Source organism: Oerskovia sp. PE-21s (assembly GCF_056158145.1).
Window position 1 is genome coordinate 266,364 of sequence record NZ_JBUXJM010000002.1, and the last position, 15,846, is coordinate 282,209.

A 15,846-nucleotide genomic window follows, 5' to 3' on the forward strand; every position below is an offset into this window, starting at 1 on the left:
CGATGTGGGTGCCTCGTGATGAGATCTTCGGGTGCTGCACCTTCCCGACCTCCGCCTCGTCCTCCCGGACGCCGCCTCCGCGGCCCCCGTCCGGCTCGACGAGACCCAGCGGGCCGCGCTCGACGCGGTGCGCACGGAGCCTGCGACGCTCGTCGTCGGGGCGCCGGGGACGGGCAAGACGACCGTGGCCATCGAGGTTGCCGCGCAGGCGCTGAGCGAGGGCGTGGACCCGGCCCGGATCCTGGTGGTCGCGGCGTCGCGGCGGTCCGCGGCCGAGGTGCGCGACCGGTTGTCGGCGCGCGCGGACCGCACCGTGAGCGCCCCGATGGTCCGCACCGCCGCCGCCGCCGCGTTCGCGGTCCTGCGGGCGCGGGCCGCGGCGACCGGCGAGCCACCGCCCACCCTCATCTCCGGTCCTGAGCAGGACCTCCTGCTCGCCGAGCTGCTCGCGGGTCACCTCGACGGCGACGGTGTGCCGCTGCGCCTGCCGGACGGCCTGCCGGAGGAGGTGCTGGCCCTGCGCGGCCTGCGCCAGGAGCTGCGCGACCTCCTGATGCGAGCGGCAGAGCGCGGACTGACGCCCGCAGACCTCGACGACCTGGGCCGGGCGCACGACCGCCCCGAGTGGCGGACCGCCGCGCAGGTCTACCAGGAGTACCTCGACGTGACGGCGCTGCGGGTCGGGACCCCGGACCTGGGCTCGCGCTACGACCCCGCGGTCGTCGTCGACGAGGCCGCCGAGGCACTGCTGGCCTGGGAGGACGAGGTCACGGGGGCACCCCGGCCCGGGTGGGACCTGGTCGTGGTCGACGACTACCAGGAGGCCACGATCGCGACGGCGCGCTTCCTGCGCGTGGTGCACGACGACGGCGCGCGCCTCGTCCTGCTCGCGGACCCGGACACCGCGGTCCAGACCTTCCGCGGTGCGAGCCCGGCCCTGGTCGGGCGGGCCGCGGCACCCGTGCGGCGGCGCGCCGCGACGGGAGAGTTCGACGCCCGCGTCGAGGTCCTCGGCACCGCCTGGCGGCAGGAGGGCGACCTGCGGGAGGTCACGCGGACCGTGACGACCCAGATCGGCACGGTCGCCGGCGCGGTCCACCGCGGGGCGGCGGCGTCGCCCGTCCCCGTCCCGGAGGATGGCCCGCCACGCGGCGCCTCGGTCGCCCTGCTGGGCAGCGGCGCCGAGGAGGCCGCGTACGTGGCCCGCGAGCTGCGCGCCGAGCACCTGCTGCACGGCACCCCCTGGGGGCGCATGGCCGTCGTCTGCCGTGCCGGGGCTCAGCTCGCGACGCTGCGCCGTGCGCTCATCGCGGCCTCGGTGCCCGTCGGCATCCTCGGCTCGGACGTGCCGCTGCGCGAGGAGCCCGCGGTCACGCCGCTGCTCGCGATCATGCGTGTCGCGGTGGGTCTGCCCCCGGCCGGGTACTCGCGGGGGCTGGACGGCGTGCGCGGCGCGGCCGGGATCGACGACGCCGTGACCCGCGACGTGGGCGACCCCGCGGAGACGCTGATCGAGCGCGAGCCCGCCGCGTCCGACGCCGCGTCGGGTTTCGACGAGCTGGACCCCGTGACGGCGGCCGCGCTCGTGACCTCGCCCGTGGGCGGCCTCGACGTGGTCGCGCTGCGGCGGCTCCGCCGGGCGTTGCGCGCCGAGGAGCTCGGCTCGGGTGGCGGACGGACGTCCGACGCCCTCCTGGTCGAGGTCCTGCTCGACGAGTCGCGCGCCGCGACGCTGCCCGCGAGCGTGCGCCGCGGAGCCGTGTCTGTGGCCCGGGTGATCGCCGCCGGACGCGAGGCCGTGCTCGCCCCCGACGCGACCGCGCAGACCGTCCTCTGGGCGATCTGGCACGCGACCGGCCTGTCGGACCGGTGGCGCGACGCAGCGCTGGGCGGGGGAGCGGTCGGCGCCCGCGCGGACCGCGACCTCGACGCCGTCCTCGCTCTCTTCCGTGCCGCGGAGACCTTCGTCGACCGCATGCCGGGTGCTCCGCCGTCGGCGTTCGTGGAGTACCTCGAGTCCCAGGACCTGCCCGCCGACTCGCTCGCGGCCCGTGCCGCGGGCACGGACTCGGTCGCCGCCCTCACGCCCGCTGGCGCGGCCGGTCGCGAGTGGGACGTCGTGGTCGTGGCCGGTGTCCAGGACGGCGTGTGGCCGGACCTGCGGCTGCGTGACTCCTTGCTCGGCTCCGAGGCGCTCGTCGAGCTCCTCGCTGGGCGCTCGCAGGACGCGCACGGCCTGGGGCCGGACGCCCGGCGCGCCGTCCTCACCGACGAGCTGCGGTCCTTCGCGGTCGCGACCTCGCGCGCGACGCGACGCCTGCTCGTGACGGCCGTGAGCGACGTCGACGAGGTCCCCTCGCCGTTCGTCGACCTCGTGTGCCCGCCCGCGGGACCTGACGGCACCGACGAGGGGCCGGGCGCGGTGCCCGGCGGCGACGACGGGGACGGGCCCGTGGGGTCCGACGAGGAGCGTGACCCGCGCCGCGTCGAGGTCGGGCAGCCGCTCGACCTGCGCGGGCTCGTCGCCTCGGCGCGCAGCCTGCTCGTCGAGGAGGTCGTGAAGGCGTCGCCCGAGGTGCCCGCACCTTCCGTGCGGTCGGCTGCCCCTGGTGGGCGGCGCGGCCGCGCGGACTCTTCGGACCCCGCGCGCGCCGACGACCTCGCGGAGCTCCTCGCCGACCTGGCGCTCGCAGGCGTCGGCGAGGCGCGCCCCGAGTCCTGGTACGGCGTCAACCCGGTCTCCAGCACCGAGCCCCTGTGGGGTCCCGAGGACACGGTCATGATCTCCCCGTCCAAGGTCGAGTCGGTGAGCAGGTGCGCGCTGCGCTGGGCCGTGGAGAGCGCAGGCGGCACGGCCCCCGACGCGACCGCGCAGTCCCTGGGCAACCTGGTGCACTCGATCGCGCAGGAGGCACCGCGCGGGACGCACTCCGAGCTCGCTGCCGAGCTGGACCGGCGCTGGCCCGAGCTCGCGCTCACGCCGGGCTGGCCCGCGACCCAGACGCGGCACAAGGCCGAGGACATGGTCGGCCGGCTCGCGGGGTACCTGCAGTCCGCGGGCGAGCCGTTGCTCGTCGAGGCGCCGTTCGAGCTCGAGATCGGCCGCGCCGTGCTGCGCGGGGTCATCGACCGGGTCGAGGACGCCGGGGACGGCGCGGTGCGCGTCGCGGACCTCAAGACGGGCAAGACCAAGCCGTCGGTCGCCGAGGCCGTGACCAACCCTCAGCTCGGTACCTATCAGCTCGCCGTGGAGGGCGGGGTCCTCGACCTGCCCGACGGCACCCGCAGCGCGGGCGCCCAGCTCGTGTTCGTGGGCGACGGCAAGGACGCCGGCCTGCGGACGCAGCCCGCGCTCGAGCCCGAGCCCGACGGGTCGAGCTGGGCGCGCGAGCTCGTGGAGGACGTCGCGGACACCATGGCCGACTCGGTGTTCACGGCCCGCGAGAACAAGCTGTGCTCGGTGTGCCCCGTGCGCCGCTCGTGCCCCCTCATGACGGAAGGCCGCCAGGTGATCGCATGAGCGCCGAGTCGCTGTTCGACGACGTCGACCTCGGGGCGGTCGGGTTCCCGGCCGGGGCTGACGGGCCGGGCGAGCGGGAGCTGCCCGAGCCGCGGTTCTCGGCCGTGCGCATCGCGGAGATGCTCGGGCGTCCGCGACCCACCGACGAGCAGGTCGCCGTGATCGAGGCGCCCCTCGCGCCGATGCTCGTGGTGGCCGGGGCGGGGTCGGGCAAGACCGAGACCATGGCCGCGCGCGTCGTGTGGCTCATCGCGAACGAGTGGGTCGCCAAGGAGGCCGTGCTCGGGCTGACCTTCACGCGCAAGGCCGCGGGCGAGCTCGCCGAACGCGTCCAGTCGCGCCTCGGGCAGCTCGACCGCGCACTGGGCAAGGACGGCGCTGCGCTGTCGATGCTGGACCGGCCAGCGATCTTGACGTACAACTCCTACGCCGCCTCGCTCGTGGGGGACCACGCGCTGCGCATCGGCATCGAGCCCGGCGCGCGGCTGCTCTCGGAGGCCAGCCAGTGGCAGCTCGCGGCGGAGGTCGTCGAGAGCTGGGCCGGAGACCTCCAGACCGACGCCGCGTTCTCGACGGTCGTGGGCGCGGTCCTGTCGTTGTCCGGGGCGCTGAGCGAGCACCTGCTGAGCCCTGACGAGGCCCGCGCGGGCATCTCGGGCATCGTCGACAAGATCCTGGCGACGCCGCTCGGCGGCAAGCGCACCGAGCACTATGCCGAGGTCAAGCGGCTCCTGGGCTCGCTCGGTGAGCGCCACCGGCTGCTCGACGTCGTCGAGACCTACCAGGAGCGCAAGCGGACGTCGGACTCGCTCGACTTCGGGGACCAGGTCGCGATCGCGGCCCGGCTCGCGCGGACCGTGCCCGCGGTGGGCGCGGGGGAGCGGGCCCGGTACGGCGTCGTGCTGCTCGACGAGTACCAGGACACGTCCTACGCACAGGTCGAGCTCCTGTGCGCGCTGTTCGGCGGGCACCCGGTGACGGCGGTCGGCGACCCGAACCAGTCGATCTACGGCTGGCGCGGCGCGAGCGCGTCGGGGCTGGCACGGTTTCCCGAGCGGTTCCGCGCGACGGGCCCCGGCAGCACGGGCGCACCGGCCGACGTGCAGTACCTCAGCACGTCCTGGCGCAACGACCGGGCCGTCCTGGCCGCGGCCAACGTCACGGCTGCGCCGTTGCGCGAGGGCGCTACGCGTGTGCCCGTGCCGCAGCTCGACGAGCGTCCCGGCGCGGGACGCGGTGTCGTGACCGGTGTGTACGCGGCGACGCTCGAGGAGGAGGCCGCGGCGGTCGCTGACTTCGTCGCCGAGCGGTGGCGTCCGCGCACGCGCCGTCAGGAACGCGTGACCGCAGCGGTGCTGTGCCGCGCGCGCTCGCAGTTCCTCGCGATGGAGGTCGCGCTGCGCGCCAAGGGGCTGCCGGTCGAGGTCGTGGGGCTGGGCGGCCTGCTCTCGACCCCGGAGGTCGTGGACCTCGTGGCGCTCCTGGAGGTCGCGCACGACCCGTCGCGCGGCGACTCGCTCATGCGTGTCCTCACGGGTCCGCGCCTCAACCTGGGCGCGGCCGACCTGCACGCGCTGAGCAGCTGGGCGGCGGACCTGGCGCGCCGGGACGCGGCGCGCCGCCCGTCTGCCGACTCCTCTCCCGCCGGCCCGCCCGACGGCGGAGCGTCCGCCGGTCCGTCGGGTGCGGGCACGTCGGGCGAGGCAGAGCTACCTGGCGTCGCCGCGGACGGGACGCTCACGGTGGTCGAGGGCGACGTCGTCGACCACCGGTCGATCGTCGACGCGCTCGACGACCTGCCCGCCCCGGGGCACCCCGCGCGGGACGGTCGCGTGCTCACCGAGGCCGGGCACGCGCGGCTCGCCGCGCTGTCCAGGGTGCTGCGCGACCTGCGCGGGCAGACGTACCTTTCGCTCCCCGAGCTCGTGACCCAGGCCGAGCGGGCGCTGGGCCTCGACATCGAGGTGACCACCGCGGCCACGCTCGCGGCCGGCGGGTACGGCGAGGAGGTCGGGGACCGCGGGCGCGCGCACCTCGACGCGTTCCGCGACGTCGCGGCGACGTTCTCGCAGTCCGCTGACCTGCCCACGCTCGGCGCCTTCCTCGCGTGGCTCGGCACGGCCGGGTCGCAGGAGCGGGGCCTCGACCTGCCCGTGCGCGAACCCGACCCGGACGCGGTGCAGATCATCACGGTGCACGCCTCGAAGGGGCTGGAGTGGGACGTCGTCGCCGTGCCGGGCATGGTCGACGGGATCTTCCCCAGCACGGCCGTGGGGGACAAGGGGCCGACCGACAGCGGCTGGTTCACCGGGCTGGGCAACCTGCCCTACCCGTTGCGCGGCGACGCCGAGGACCTGCCCGTCTTCCACTACGAGGTCGCCGAGGACGCCAAGGACCTCGACGGTCGCCGCAAGGAGTTCCTCGCGGCGAGCGGCGAGCACCAGGTCGACGAGGAGCGCCGTCTCGCCTACGTCGCGTTCACGCGCGCCCGCGCCGAGCTCCTGCTCGCCGGCTCCTGGTGGCGGGACGCGACCAAGCCGCGCACCCCGTCGCCGTTCCTCGTCGAGCTCGCCGAGGCCGGGATCATCAGCGCGGCCGACTGGGCCGGCATGCCCGAGAAGGACGAGACCAACCCGCGCGACGAACTGGTCCACGAGGCCGAGTGGCCGCGGGGGGCGCCGGGGGCCGACGGCGCCGGTGCAGGCGGGGCCGTGGCCGACGGGTCGCCCGCGCCGACCGCCGAGCCGCGTGCTCGCGCGGTCGTGCGGGCCGCCGCGGACCGGGTCCGCGACCGGATCGACGCCCGCGCGTCGCTCTCGGTCGCAGCCGGTCGCGGCGGGGACGCAGGTTCGGGTGCGATCTCGGAGGGGCAGGTGCCGCTGCTGGACGGGTCGGGCACGGACCTGCGCGAGCTCGCGCGCATCCTGCTCGAGGAGCGCGACCGCCGTGACGCCCGGAGCAGCGAGATCTCGTTCCCCGCGCACATCTCGGCGTCCGGGCTCGTGCGTCTGGCCGCGGACCGGGGCGAGTACGCGTTGCACCTGCGGCGTCCGGTGCCTGCGCAGCCCACGGTGCACGCGCGCCGCGGCACGCAGTTCCACCTGTGGGCCGAGCAGTACTTCACGTCGTCGTCGTTGCTCGACGTCGACGACCTGCCCGGTGCCGACGACGAGGACATCTCGCCGGACCTGGACCACGACGCGCTCCAGCAGACGTTCCTCGCCTCGGAGTGGGCGGGGCGCACTCCGCTCGCCGTGGAGGTCGACGTCGAGACCCCCGTGGGCGGCATCATGTTCCGCTCGCGCATCGACGCGGTCTTCCCCGAGGGCCCCGAGCACGCGGGAGGTGCGAACGACGCCGTCGTGGTCGTGGACTGGAAGACGGGCAAGGCCCCCCGCGACGCCGAGGCCCGGCGCACGCGCGAGGTCCAGCTCGCGGTCTACCGGCTCGCGTGGTCGCGCTGGTCCGGGCTGCCGGTCGAGAAGGTCAACGCGGCGTTCTACTACCTGGGCTCGGACGAGACGGTGCGCCCCGAGCGCCTGTTGGACGCGGCCGAGCTGGAGGCGCTGGTCGCGGGGCGTGGCGCATGATCGCGCCCGCCGTCTACTCACGGGGACCCTCGCCGGGCATACTTCGGACATGACCGGACACGAAGGCCTGAGGACGATCACGGTGTCGGTGAGACTACGAGACGACCTCCACGCCTGGGCCTCGTCCCAGGGTGAGGCCTCTCTCGCGAGCGTGCTCGAGTCGCTCCTCGAACGTGCCATGGAGGACGAGGACCGGCGTGGCGTCGAACATACTCAACCGCCGCCTGGCGACCAGGACCGTGGCGCAGGGCTTGCGGACGCCCGTGGACGCGCGACGGACGCCATGACCTGGCCCGACCCGACGCTCGACGCAATCCGCACCAGGCAAGACCTGGCCCGGCACCTGATCGGTCTGGCAGGAAGACTGCGCGAAGGCGACGTCGTCGCGGAGAACTCCTCCCCGGAGTCCTTGATCGAAGCAGCCGGGCGCTGGACAGGATCTATGGACGGCTTCTTCGCGAACGTGATGAAGGGACCGGTTCCGAAGGACCCCGACTGGGCCATGATCGCCGCGATCTTCCGGGCTGCGCTCGTCTACGAGTAGGACGGGGCGGCGCGTAGGACGGTGCAGCGCGCGGCCCGATGCGCAGAGACGAGAAGGTGAACAGTCGTATGGTCCACGGCATTCGATCGTGACCTCCTCCGCCGACAACCTGCCCGGAGGGCTGTCGGACCGGGCGCTTCGATTCGTGCGCGAGCTGACGTGGAGGACAGCGATGGCTGACGAGGCGATCGAACCGTGCTGGCCCGTCGGCTGGGACGCGGACCGGTCGGCCATGCTGTCGACGGCACGGCGGTTCGCCCGGCGCTACGAGGGACTATACGTCGAGGTCGAGGGCGGCCCGCTCGAGGAATCGATCCTCCTGGGTGGCGGAACACGTCCCACGGTGCGGCGCTCCCGCGAGGGGACTCCGATGCTCGATGCCGCACGCCACAGCGCAGTGCCAGATCGTCCTCTCGGAAGGCGGGCAGCTCGGGTGCTCGTGGACGGACGAGTTCCATCTCCTCTTCGACTCGGTCGAGAGCTTCGTGGAGGACTGCGCGATCTGGCGTGAGCACCTTGGGTGGTGGTACGCGGCGACGCTCAGCGACGACCCGGTGTCGATTCACCTGCTTCTCGGTCAGCGTGCGACGGAGAGGGTCCGTCTCGACAGCGGGGCCGACTGGCCGCTCGGCCGCGACGTTGCCGTCGCCTTTCATCGGTTCCTCACCGACATCGCCCCGCGCCGGACGGTCGTGCTCGCCCGTGACGAGCGGGGGGCTGTCGGGCTCTGGCGGCTGCTGCGTGCGAACGGCGTGGACGTCCCGGTGGATCCCCGGCGATTCCGCTGGAGAGTGGGCGACTGACATCATCGACGACCGCAGTCGGCGTGCGACCAGGGGCTCGCCATCGGGTCGGAGCGGGAGCCCTACTCGCCCTCGATCGGCAGCCACATCTCGGTCCTGATCTCGCCAGGCTCCATGCCTGCCGGGAGGTCGAGGTACTGCTCGACGACAGGCCGGTCCGCGAGCGCGACCCCGGCGTGCGGGACCCAGCACCCCAAGAATCACGAGTACGTCCGGGCGGGGTCGGTGCGGACGTGGCAGCCCAGGATAGTGACGGGCTCGTTGACGGGGGTCGTGCGTTCTGTAGTGTCCATGGCGCCACCGTAGATCGGTGTGGTTGTGCGATTCGTGCCATGGCGGGACATCCACCGAACGCGAGGTCGGAGGGTGCTCTCGCGCCCACATCGTGGGGCGGGGCGACGCTGCCGATGGCGCACATGTCTGGACAGACCACGGAATCGACCATGGAGGACTCAACTCATGAGCCATGACCTGGGTTTCTGGAGGCAGGAGGGGGTTCCGTCCGCGACCGGCGCTGCCCGCGTCTATGCCGCGCTCGTCGAGGGGGACATCGGGATCGTACCGAGCAGCGACGGCCCGCTGAGCGCCTTCTACGGTGAAGTGGTCGAGCGCTACCCGGACCTGACCCCGGAGACCGTCGACGAGTCGCCGTGGTCGACCCCCGTCTGGCGGACCGGCGAGGGAGTGATCTGCTCGTTCGCGCACTCACGCCACACCGAGGTCTCGGGGTTCCTGCTGGATCTTGCTTCCCGTCACGGACTGGTGGGCTTCGATCCTCAGTCTCGGAGGGCGCACTTCACGGTGGGCGACGGCACGGCGGTCCTGGAGTCGGCTGATGGTTCAGTGATCACCGGTCCGCAGGAGGAGCACATCGTGCGCGCCGTGGAAGGGCTGTCGCCGCAGGACTGGTACGTCGTTCTCGAGACGACGCCGGGACGGTACGTCCAGGCGGGCCTCGGGCTCGACGCGGGAGTCCCGGAGGGCGTCTTCGCGGTGGAGGTGCGTGACGGGAGCGACGGGTCGCACGTGCGGACCCTCGTCGAGGACGCCTCGGTGGTCCTCGCGGCGTTCCAGGGATTCGCCGCGGGGGAGCGAGGATGGCGGACGGGCCTCGACGTCACCCCGGTTCGATACTGACGGTCGAAGGGCAGCGCGCCGACGAGAAGGGCCGTTGAGAGAATGCTGAGCCAGCTGGCGTCGGACTGCCTCCGGGCTGAACGACACGCCGCGCGGACCGAGCGGTTACCCACGACGGCATCGCCGTTGGAGGCGGGGTCGGGTAGACGGCTCGCGTTGCGGGTCCCTCGGTCTGGCGACGTCGCGCCTACCCCTCGCTCTCCCCGCTCGTCACCTCGTCGAGGTCGATCAGCATGTCGACCGCGTCGTCGATCACGTCCTGGAGCCCGTGCCGCACGCCGTGCAGCAGCCAGCGGGCCAGCGCGAGCTCGCCCGCGAGCAGCGCCCGGTCGGTCAGGTGCGGGTCGGTGAGCTCGGTGCGGCGGAGTTGGTAGGCCTCCATGATCGAGTCGATCGCCTCGGGCGGGGCCGCGACGAGCAGCCATGCGAGGTCGTCGGCGGGGTCGGCGACGCGCGCCTCGGCCCAGTCGGTGATGGCGACGACGCGGCCGCGCGCGACGAGGACCTGCTCGGTGCCCAGGTCGCCGTGGACGACGACGGGCTGGTACTTCCACAGCGACACGTCCTCGAGCGCGGCCTCCCAGCGGCGCAGGAGCCGGGCGGGCACCCTGCCGGTCTTGGCGGCCTCGTCGACCTCGGCGAGGCGCCGGTCGCGGTACTCGGCGGCCGTGTAGACGGGCAGGCCCGCGTTCTCGACGACCGAGTGCGGGAGCTCGTGCACGGCGGCGAGGACGCGACCGAGGTCGGCGGCGAGCCCGGGGCCGGGGCGCAGGGTGTCGAGGTCGAGCGGCACCCCGCCGTACCGGTGGTGCACGACGGCGCGCCCGCCCTCGGGGAGCAGCGCGTAGCCCAGGACGTCGGGCACGGTGAAGGACAGGACGCCCGTCGTCACGTAGTGCCGCAGCGAGTCCAGGAGCGCGGTCTCGGCCTCGAGGGCCGCGCCGGCCGCGAGGGTCCGCGGTGCCCGGACGACCCATTCCTGTCCGCCGCTGTCGGTGACGATCGCGACGTCGTCGTCGCCTGTCGCTTCGGACGGCCGCACGGACCGGACGTCGAGGCCGGGGACGGCCGCGGTCGCGAGCGCGGCGAGGTTGAGCGGTGAGCGTGGCACGCGTCCACGGTAGTCGGTGCGGGGCGGGCGGCGTCACCCGGACCGGAACGTGTCCACCACGCGCACCTGCCGGGTGCAGCGTCGGCCCTGCGTGACCTACGGTCGACGAGTGACCGACCAGACCTCGCCCGCCGCCTCTCCCAGCGCGTTCGCCGCGCACCTCCCGCTCGCGCACTCGATGCTCGACCGGGCGGCGCACCGCCGCACCGAGGAGGGTCTGTTCGCGACGCTCCGCGCCGACCCGTCGACACGCGTGGTGCTGCTGCACCGCGGTCGGCTCGCGACCGGCCCGGACGGCCTCGCGCTCGCGACGCCGCAGGAGGTCGCGGCCGTCCCCGAGCCGCACGCGGCCTCGGGCGACCACAGCAACACGCCGCGCTGGATCTTCCTGGGCGAGGACGCGCCGTCGGGCACGTCCTTCCTGGCTCTCCTCCTGCCCGACGACGCGGACGACCTCGACCTCGACATCGAGGGCGTGGATCCCAAGGGTCCGCTGTCGGTCCTGGTGCGCGCGCACGAGTGGGCGGGGCTGCGCGAGCTCGCCTCGCGCCTGGGGCCGCGCGACACGGGCCTGGCGACCGAGGCCGTCGCGCTCGCCGCCTGGCACGCGGCCAACGAGCGCTGCCCGCGTTGCGGCGAGCCGACCGTGCCGGTCGCGGCGGGCTGGGTGCGGCGCTGCGTCGCGCAGGACGTCGAGCACTACCCGCGCACGGACCCGGCGGTCATCATGGCGGTCGTCGACCCGGGGACGGGCCCGGGTGAGGACCGGCTCCTGCTGGGTCACGCGGCCCACTGGCCCGAGGGCCGCTTCTCGACGCTCGCGGGCTACGTCGAGCCGGGCGAGGGGCTCGAGCAGGCCGTGCGGCGCGAGGTCGCCGAGGAGGTCGGCGTCACGGTCGGGGAGGTCGTCTACCGCGCGAGCCAGCCGTGGCCGTTCCCGGCCTCGCTCATGCTGGGCTTCACGGCCACGGCGCTCACGACGGACGTCCGGCCCGACGGCGAGGAGGTCACCGACGCGCGCTGGTTCACCCGCGCACAGCTCGCCCAGGCCACGCAGAGCGGGGAGGTGAGGCTGCCGAGCCGTTCGTCGATCGCGCGGGCGCTCATCGAGGACTGGTTCGGCGGCCCGCTCGCGGGGGAGTGACCTACCACGGGGGCGTCCAGAGTGGTCGACGGGCCGATCCCCGGTGCCCTGCCTACGGTGGACGCACCGGCTCGTCCACCCTGAGGAGTGAGCATGAACCCGTCGATCAGCGTTCTCTTCCGTGCGATCCCGCTCGCGATGGGGGCGGTATGCCTCGCGTTCGGGCTCTACGTCCTGTCGGGCGGTGACGACGCGAACCACTTCGTCGCCGGTCACGTCAACGTGGCCCTGACTGCGATCTGCATCGCGCTGTTCACGACCGCCGCGACGATCATCCGCCAGCTCGTCCACCGGTACGGTCGCGTCTGGGCCGTCGCGCTGCCCGTGCTCGGGTACGCGGTGGCTCTCGCGACCATGATCTGGGGCGTCACGATCATCGGCCGGGGCGACGAGCCGCAGTTCGTCGTGGCCGGGCACGTGGTGCTCGGCATCGGGTTCATCACGGGGTGCGTGAGCACCGTGGCCACGGCGTCGACCAAGTTCGTGCTCATCCAGAAGAGCGCGGCTCTTCCCGTCGGAGGCGGCGCGCCGGACGGCGCCTACCCGCGCGGGACGGGAACCCTGCTGATCGCGATCCCCGCCCTGTTCGCGGTGGCGGGTCTCGTCGTCGCGGCGACGCTCTACGCGCGCGGCGGCAACGCTGCCCTGGTCGCGGGCAACGTCGTGGTCGGGCTGTCGCTCGTCTGCTCCGCACTCGTCGCGCTCGTCGCGAGCATCGTGCGCCAGGTCCGCAACGAGTTCGGCGACGCCGAACGCTACCGCTGGGCGTGGTGGGTCGTCGCGATGGGAACCATCAACGTCGCACTGGGGCTCGTGGTGCTCTTCAGCTCGGCCGACCCGGCGCGCCTGGCCCCCGGCACCGTGCTGATCGGCCTGGGCCTCATCTGCTTCAGCATCCTGTCCAAGGTGCTGCTCCTCGCGCTCGTGTGGCGCCAGGACTTCGCGCTCGCCAACCGCATCCCCATCATCCCGGTGGCGACAGCGCTCGCGTGCCTGTTCTTCGCGGCGTTCCTCTTCGAAGCGACCATGACCGAGCCGGGCTTCTTTGTCGGCGCGCACGTCCTGGTGGGACTCGGTGCGGTCTGCTTCACGCTCTTCTCGATCGTGTCGATCCTCGAGGCGGGGACCTCGAAGTAGCCGTGCGGCCAGGCCTGGGCGCTGGAGCGGGCAGCACGAGGCGCCCGGTCCCGAGGACGGAAGAAGGCCCCGGACTCCGGTCCGGGGCCTTCTGCGCCGGCGTACCGCGCGGTGCACGCAAGGCCCGTCGGCGGCGAGGGGAGGTCAGACCGCGAGGCGCTCCTTGACCTGGGCGAGCGACGGGTTGGTCGCCGCGGTGCCGTCCGGGAAGACCACGGTGGGGACGGTCTGGTTGCCACCGTTGACCTGCTCGACGTACGCCGCGCTCTCGGGGTGCTCCTCGATGTTGACCTCGGTGTACCCGATGCCCGCTGAGTCGAGCTGGGTCTTCAGGCGACGGCAGTAGCCGCACCAGGTCGTCGAGTACATGACGATCGATCCGGCGTCGGGGGTGGTCGGGGCCGTGGCCATCGGTGCTCCTTCGTTCGCGGGGCCCGAGGCGAGTGCGCGGGCCGACAACCGGCCCAGGGTGCGAGCCCCGGGAGCTGTCGTCGTCAGGAACGCCCGCACGGGTCGGGTTGTTCCCGCTCACGTCCGACGCCTCCTACGGGGCAGCCGAACCTGTGGAGGATGGTGCCCGCTGTCGGCGGCGGCTGAGAGAATCGTCCTGATGCCGAACGAGTCAGCGGACCAGATCCTCGAAGCCCTCGACCCCGACCAGCGTGATGTCGCCCTCGCGCTGCACGGTCCCGTCTGCGTGCTCGCGGGCGCGGGCACGGGCAAGACGCGAGCCATCACGCACCGCATCGCGTACGGGGTGCGCACGGGCGTGTACACGCCCACGAGCGTCCTGGCGGTGACGTTCACGGCTCGCGCCGCGGGCGAGATGCGCACTCGCCTGCGCGAGCTCGGCGCGACGGGGGTTCAGGCCCGCACGTTCCACGCCGCGGCGCTGCGACAGCTCAGCTACTTCTGGCCCAAGGTCGTGGGCGGCGCGCCGCCGCGCATCCTCGAGTACAAGGCTCCTGTCGTCGGCGAGGCCGCGCGGCGGCTGGGGCTCGGCGTGGACCGGATCGCGGTCCGCGACCTGTCCTCGGAGGTCGAGTGGTCCAAGGTCTCGCTCGTCACGGCCGACGACTACGTCCGGGCGTGCGCGGCGATCGACCGCCCGGCGCCCGCGGGCTACGACCACCAGACCGTCGCGCGGCTCATCGCGTCCTACGAGGAGGTCAAGACGGAGCGCTCGGTCATCGACTTCGAGGACGTCCTGCTCATGCTGGGCGACATGCTCTCGTCGCAGGGGGCCATGGCCGACGAGGTGCGCCGCCAGTACCGCCACTTCGTGGTCGACGAGTACCAGGACGTGTCGCCGCTCCAGCAGTTCGTGCTCGACCAGTGGCTGGGCGGGCGCAAGGAGCTGTGCGTGGTCGGCGACCCGTCGCAGACCATCTACTCGTTCACGGGCGCCACGCCCCACCACCTGCTCACGTTCCCGACGAAGTACCCGGGGGCCCAGGTCGTCAAGCTCGTGCGGGACTACCGGTCCACGCCCCAGGTCGTGACGCTCGCGAACCAGCTCCTGGCACGCGCGGGGCGCCGCGGGGGAGCCCACCAGGCGCTCGAGCTCGTCGCGCAGCGACCGTCCGGCCCACCGGTCGCGTACGTCGCGTACGACGACGACGAGGCCGAGGCCAAGGGCATCGCCGCGCAGATCGGCCGTCTCCTGGCGGCGGGCACGCGTGCGAGCGAGATCGCGATCCTCTACCGCACCAACGCCCAGTCGGAGGGTTTCGAGCAAGCGCTCGCGGACGCGGGCATCGCCTACCTCGTGCGGGGAGGCGAACGCTTCTTCCAGCGCAAGGAGGTCCGTGACGCGATCGTGCTCCTGCGCGGCGCGGCCCGGTCCGCGGACCCGCAGGTCCCCATGCCGGAGACGGTCCGGGACGTCCTGGTCACGGCGGGCTGGGCGAACGAACCGCCGTCGGCGCGTGGTGCCGCGCGCGAGCGGTGGGAGTCCATGCAGGCCCTGGTCGCCCTGGCCGACGACGTCGCACGCGTCGCGCCGCAGGACGCGCCTCCCACGGTGGTCTCGTTCGTCGCGGAGCTCGACGAGCGCGCCTCGGCCCAGCATGCGCCCACGGTCGAGGGGGTCACGCTCGCGTCGCTGCACGCGGCGAAGGGGCTGGAGTGGGACGCGGTCTTCCTCGCGGGCATGAGCGAGGGCCTCATGCCCATCTCGCTCGCGGAGACGGACGAGGCGGTCGCCGAGGAGCGCCGCCTGCTGTACGTGGGCATCACCCGTGCACGGGAGCACCTGCAGGTGTCGTTCGGGCGGTCGCGCAACCCGGGCGGGCGTGCGTCGCGTCGTCGGACGCGCTTCCTCGACGGGCTCTGGCCCGACGAGGAGCATGCGCGTGCTCCTCGTCGCAGCCGCGCGAACCAGAACAAGGTCCGTCTCACGGGCGAGTACGACCAGGCGTTGTTCGAGCAGCTGCGCGAGTGGCGGATGTCCGTCGCGCAGGAGACGGACAAGCCGGCGTTCACGATCCTCGTCGACGGCACGCTCGCGGCGATCGCCGAGACCAGGCCGACCTCGGTGCCGGACCTGGCGAGGATCAACGGGATCGGCCCGGCCAAGATCGAGAAGTACGGCGCGACGCTGCTGGACATCGTGGCGCGTTCGGCAGGCTGATTCTCGCCGTGATCGCGGGGTTCCTCAGGGCTCGCGAAAACTCGTCGAAAGAAGTTCGTTAATTAAGTTGTGCGTCCTTCCGAGGGCGGCATATGGTTCAGGAGTCCTTGTAGGAGAGACGCGCGCCGAGAGGCGGGCGTTCGACGGAGATGGGAGGTGGGCTTGGTGAAGCAGATCCTGACAGCGAACCCGACACATGTGTCGGCCGATCCGATCAACCGCGCACGG

General features: G+C 73.4%; 11 protein-coding genes. 8 read left to right on the forward strand and 3 right to left on the reverse strand.

The genetic code is table 11. The features are described 5' to 3' along the window. Nucleotides 1–34: 34 nt before the first annotated feature. From ACZDYF_RS04150 to ACZDYF_RS04165, 4 genes are all read left to right on the forward strand, one after another. Nucleotides 35–3,520 (forward strand): ATP-dependent helicase, encoded by a 3,486-nt coding sequence (locus ACZDYF_RS04150; RefSeq protein WP_475054599.1) that lies wholly within the window; start codon nucleotides 35–37, stop codon nucleotides 3,518–3,520. Beyond that, nucleotides 3,517–7,110, forward strand: coding sequence for a UvrD-helicase domain-containing protein (locus ACZDYF_RS04155; RefSeq protein WP_475053779.1), 3,594 nt, complete (start codon nucleotides 3,517–3,519; stop codon nucleotides 7,108–7,110). The genes ACZDYF_RS04150 and ACZDYF_RS04155 overlap by 4 nt, the downstream gene beginning before the upstream one ends. Before the next feature lie 49 nt (nucleotides 7,111–7,159). Further along, nucleotides 7,160–7,654: a DUF7660 family protein gene (locus ACZDYF_RS04160; RefSeq protein ID WP_475053781.1), complete on the forward strand. Its 495-nt coding sequence runs from the start codon at nucleotides 7,160–7,162 to the stop codon at nucleotides 7,652–7,654. Between the two features lie 323 nt (nucleotides 7,655–7,977). Beyond that, nucleotides 7,978–8,457 (forward strand): hypothetical protein, encoded by a 480-nt coding sequence (locus ACZDYF_RS04165; protein WP_475053787.1) that lies wholly within the window; start codon nucleotides 7,978–7,980, stop codon nucleotides 8,455–8,457. 62 nt (nucleotides 8,458–8,519) lie between these two features. Here the strand turns inward: ACZDYF_RS04165 and ACZDYF_RS04170 are convergent, their stop codons facing one another. After that, nucleotides 8,520–8,654 carry a GyrI-like domain-containing protein gene (locus ACZDYF_RS04170; protein ID WP_475053790.1) on the reverse strand — a complete coding sequence of 45 codons (135 nt, stop codon included), beginning with the start codon at nucleotides 8,652–8,654 and terminating at the stop codon, nucleotides 8,520–8,522. A 262-nt stretch (nucleotides 8,655–8,916) separates the two neighbouring features. Here ACZDYF_RS04170 and ACZDYF_RS04175 point away from each other — a divergent pair, with 262 nt between their 5' ends. Then, nucleotides 8,917–9,594: a hypothetical protein gene (locus ACZDYF_RS04175; protein ID WP_475053792.1), complete on the forward strand. Its 678-nt coding sequence runs from the start codon at nucleotides 8,917–8,919 to the stop codon at nucleotides 9,592–9,594. A gap of 187 nt (nucleotides 9,595–9,781) precedes the next feature. Here the strand turns inward: ACZDYF_RS04175 and ACZDYF_RS04180 are convergent, their stop codons facing one another. Further along, nucleotides 9,782–10,705 carry a phosphotransferase gene (locus ACZDYF_RS04180; protein ID WP_475053795.1) on the reverse strand — a complete coding sequence of 308 codons (924 nt, stop codon included), beginning with the start codon at nucleotides 10,703–10,705 and terminating at the stop codon, nucleotides 9,782–9,784. A 109-nt stretch (nucleotides 10,706–10,814) separates the two neighbouring features. Between ACZDYF_RS04180 and nudC the strand changes: the two genes are divergently transcribed. Then, nucleotides 10,815–11,849, forward strand: coding sequence for an NAD(+) diphosphatase (nudC, locus tag ACZDYF_RS04185; protein ID WP_475053797.1), 1,035 nt, complete (start codon nucleotides 10,815–10,817; stop codon nucleotides 11,847–11,849). 93 nt (nucleotides 11,850–11,942) lie between these two features. Beyond that, the gene (locus tag ACZDYF_RS04190; RefSeq protein WP_475053799.1) at nucleotides 11,943–12,986 is read left to right on the forward strand and encodes a DUF2776 family protein; all 1,044 of its coding nucleotides are present in this window, start codon (nucleotides 11,943–11,945) and stop codon (nucleotides 12,984–12,986) included. Nucleotides 12,987–13,130: 144 nt separating this feature from the next. Here ACZDYF_RS04190 and ACZDYF_RS04195 read toward each other — a convergent pair whose 3' ends face one another. Continuing rightward, nucleotides 13,131–13,397, reverse strand: a complete 267-nt coding sequence (locus ACZDYF_RS04195) for a mycoredoxin (RefSeq protein WP_138825247.1) — start codon at nucleotides 13,395–13,397, stop codon at nucleotides 13,131–13,133. Between the two features lie 199 nt (nucleotides 13,398–13,596). Between ACZDYF_RS04195 and ACZDYF_RS04200 the strand changes: the two genes are divergently transcribed. Further along, on the forward strand, nucleotides 13,597–15,618 hold the full coding sequence (locus tag ACZDYF_RS04200) for an ATP-dependent DNA helicase UvrD2 (RefSeq protein WP_475053802.1): 2,022 nt from the start codon (nucleotides 13,597–13,599) through the stop codon (nucleotides 15,616–15,618). The last annotated feature ends 228 nt before the right edge of the window (nucleotides 15,619–15,846 follow it).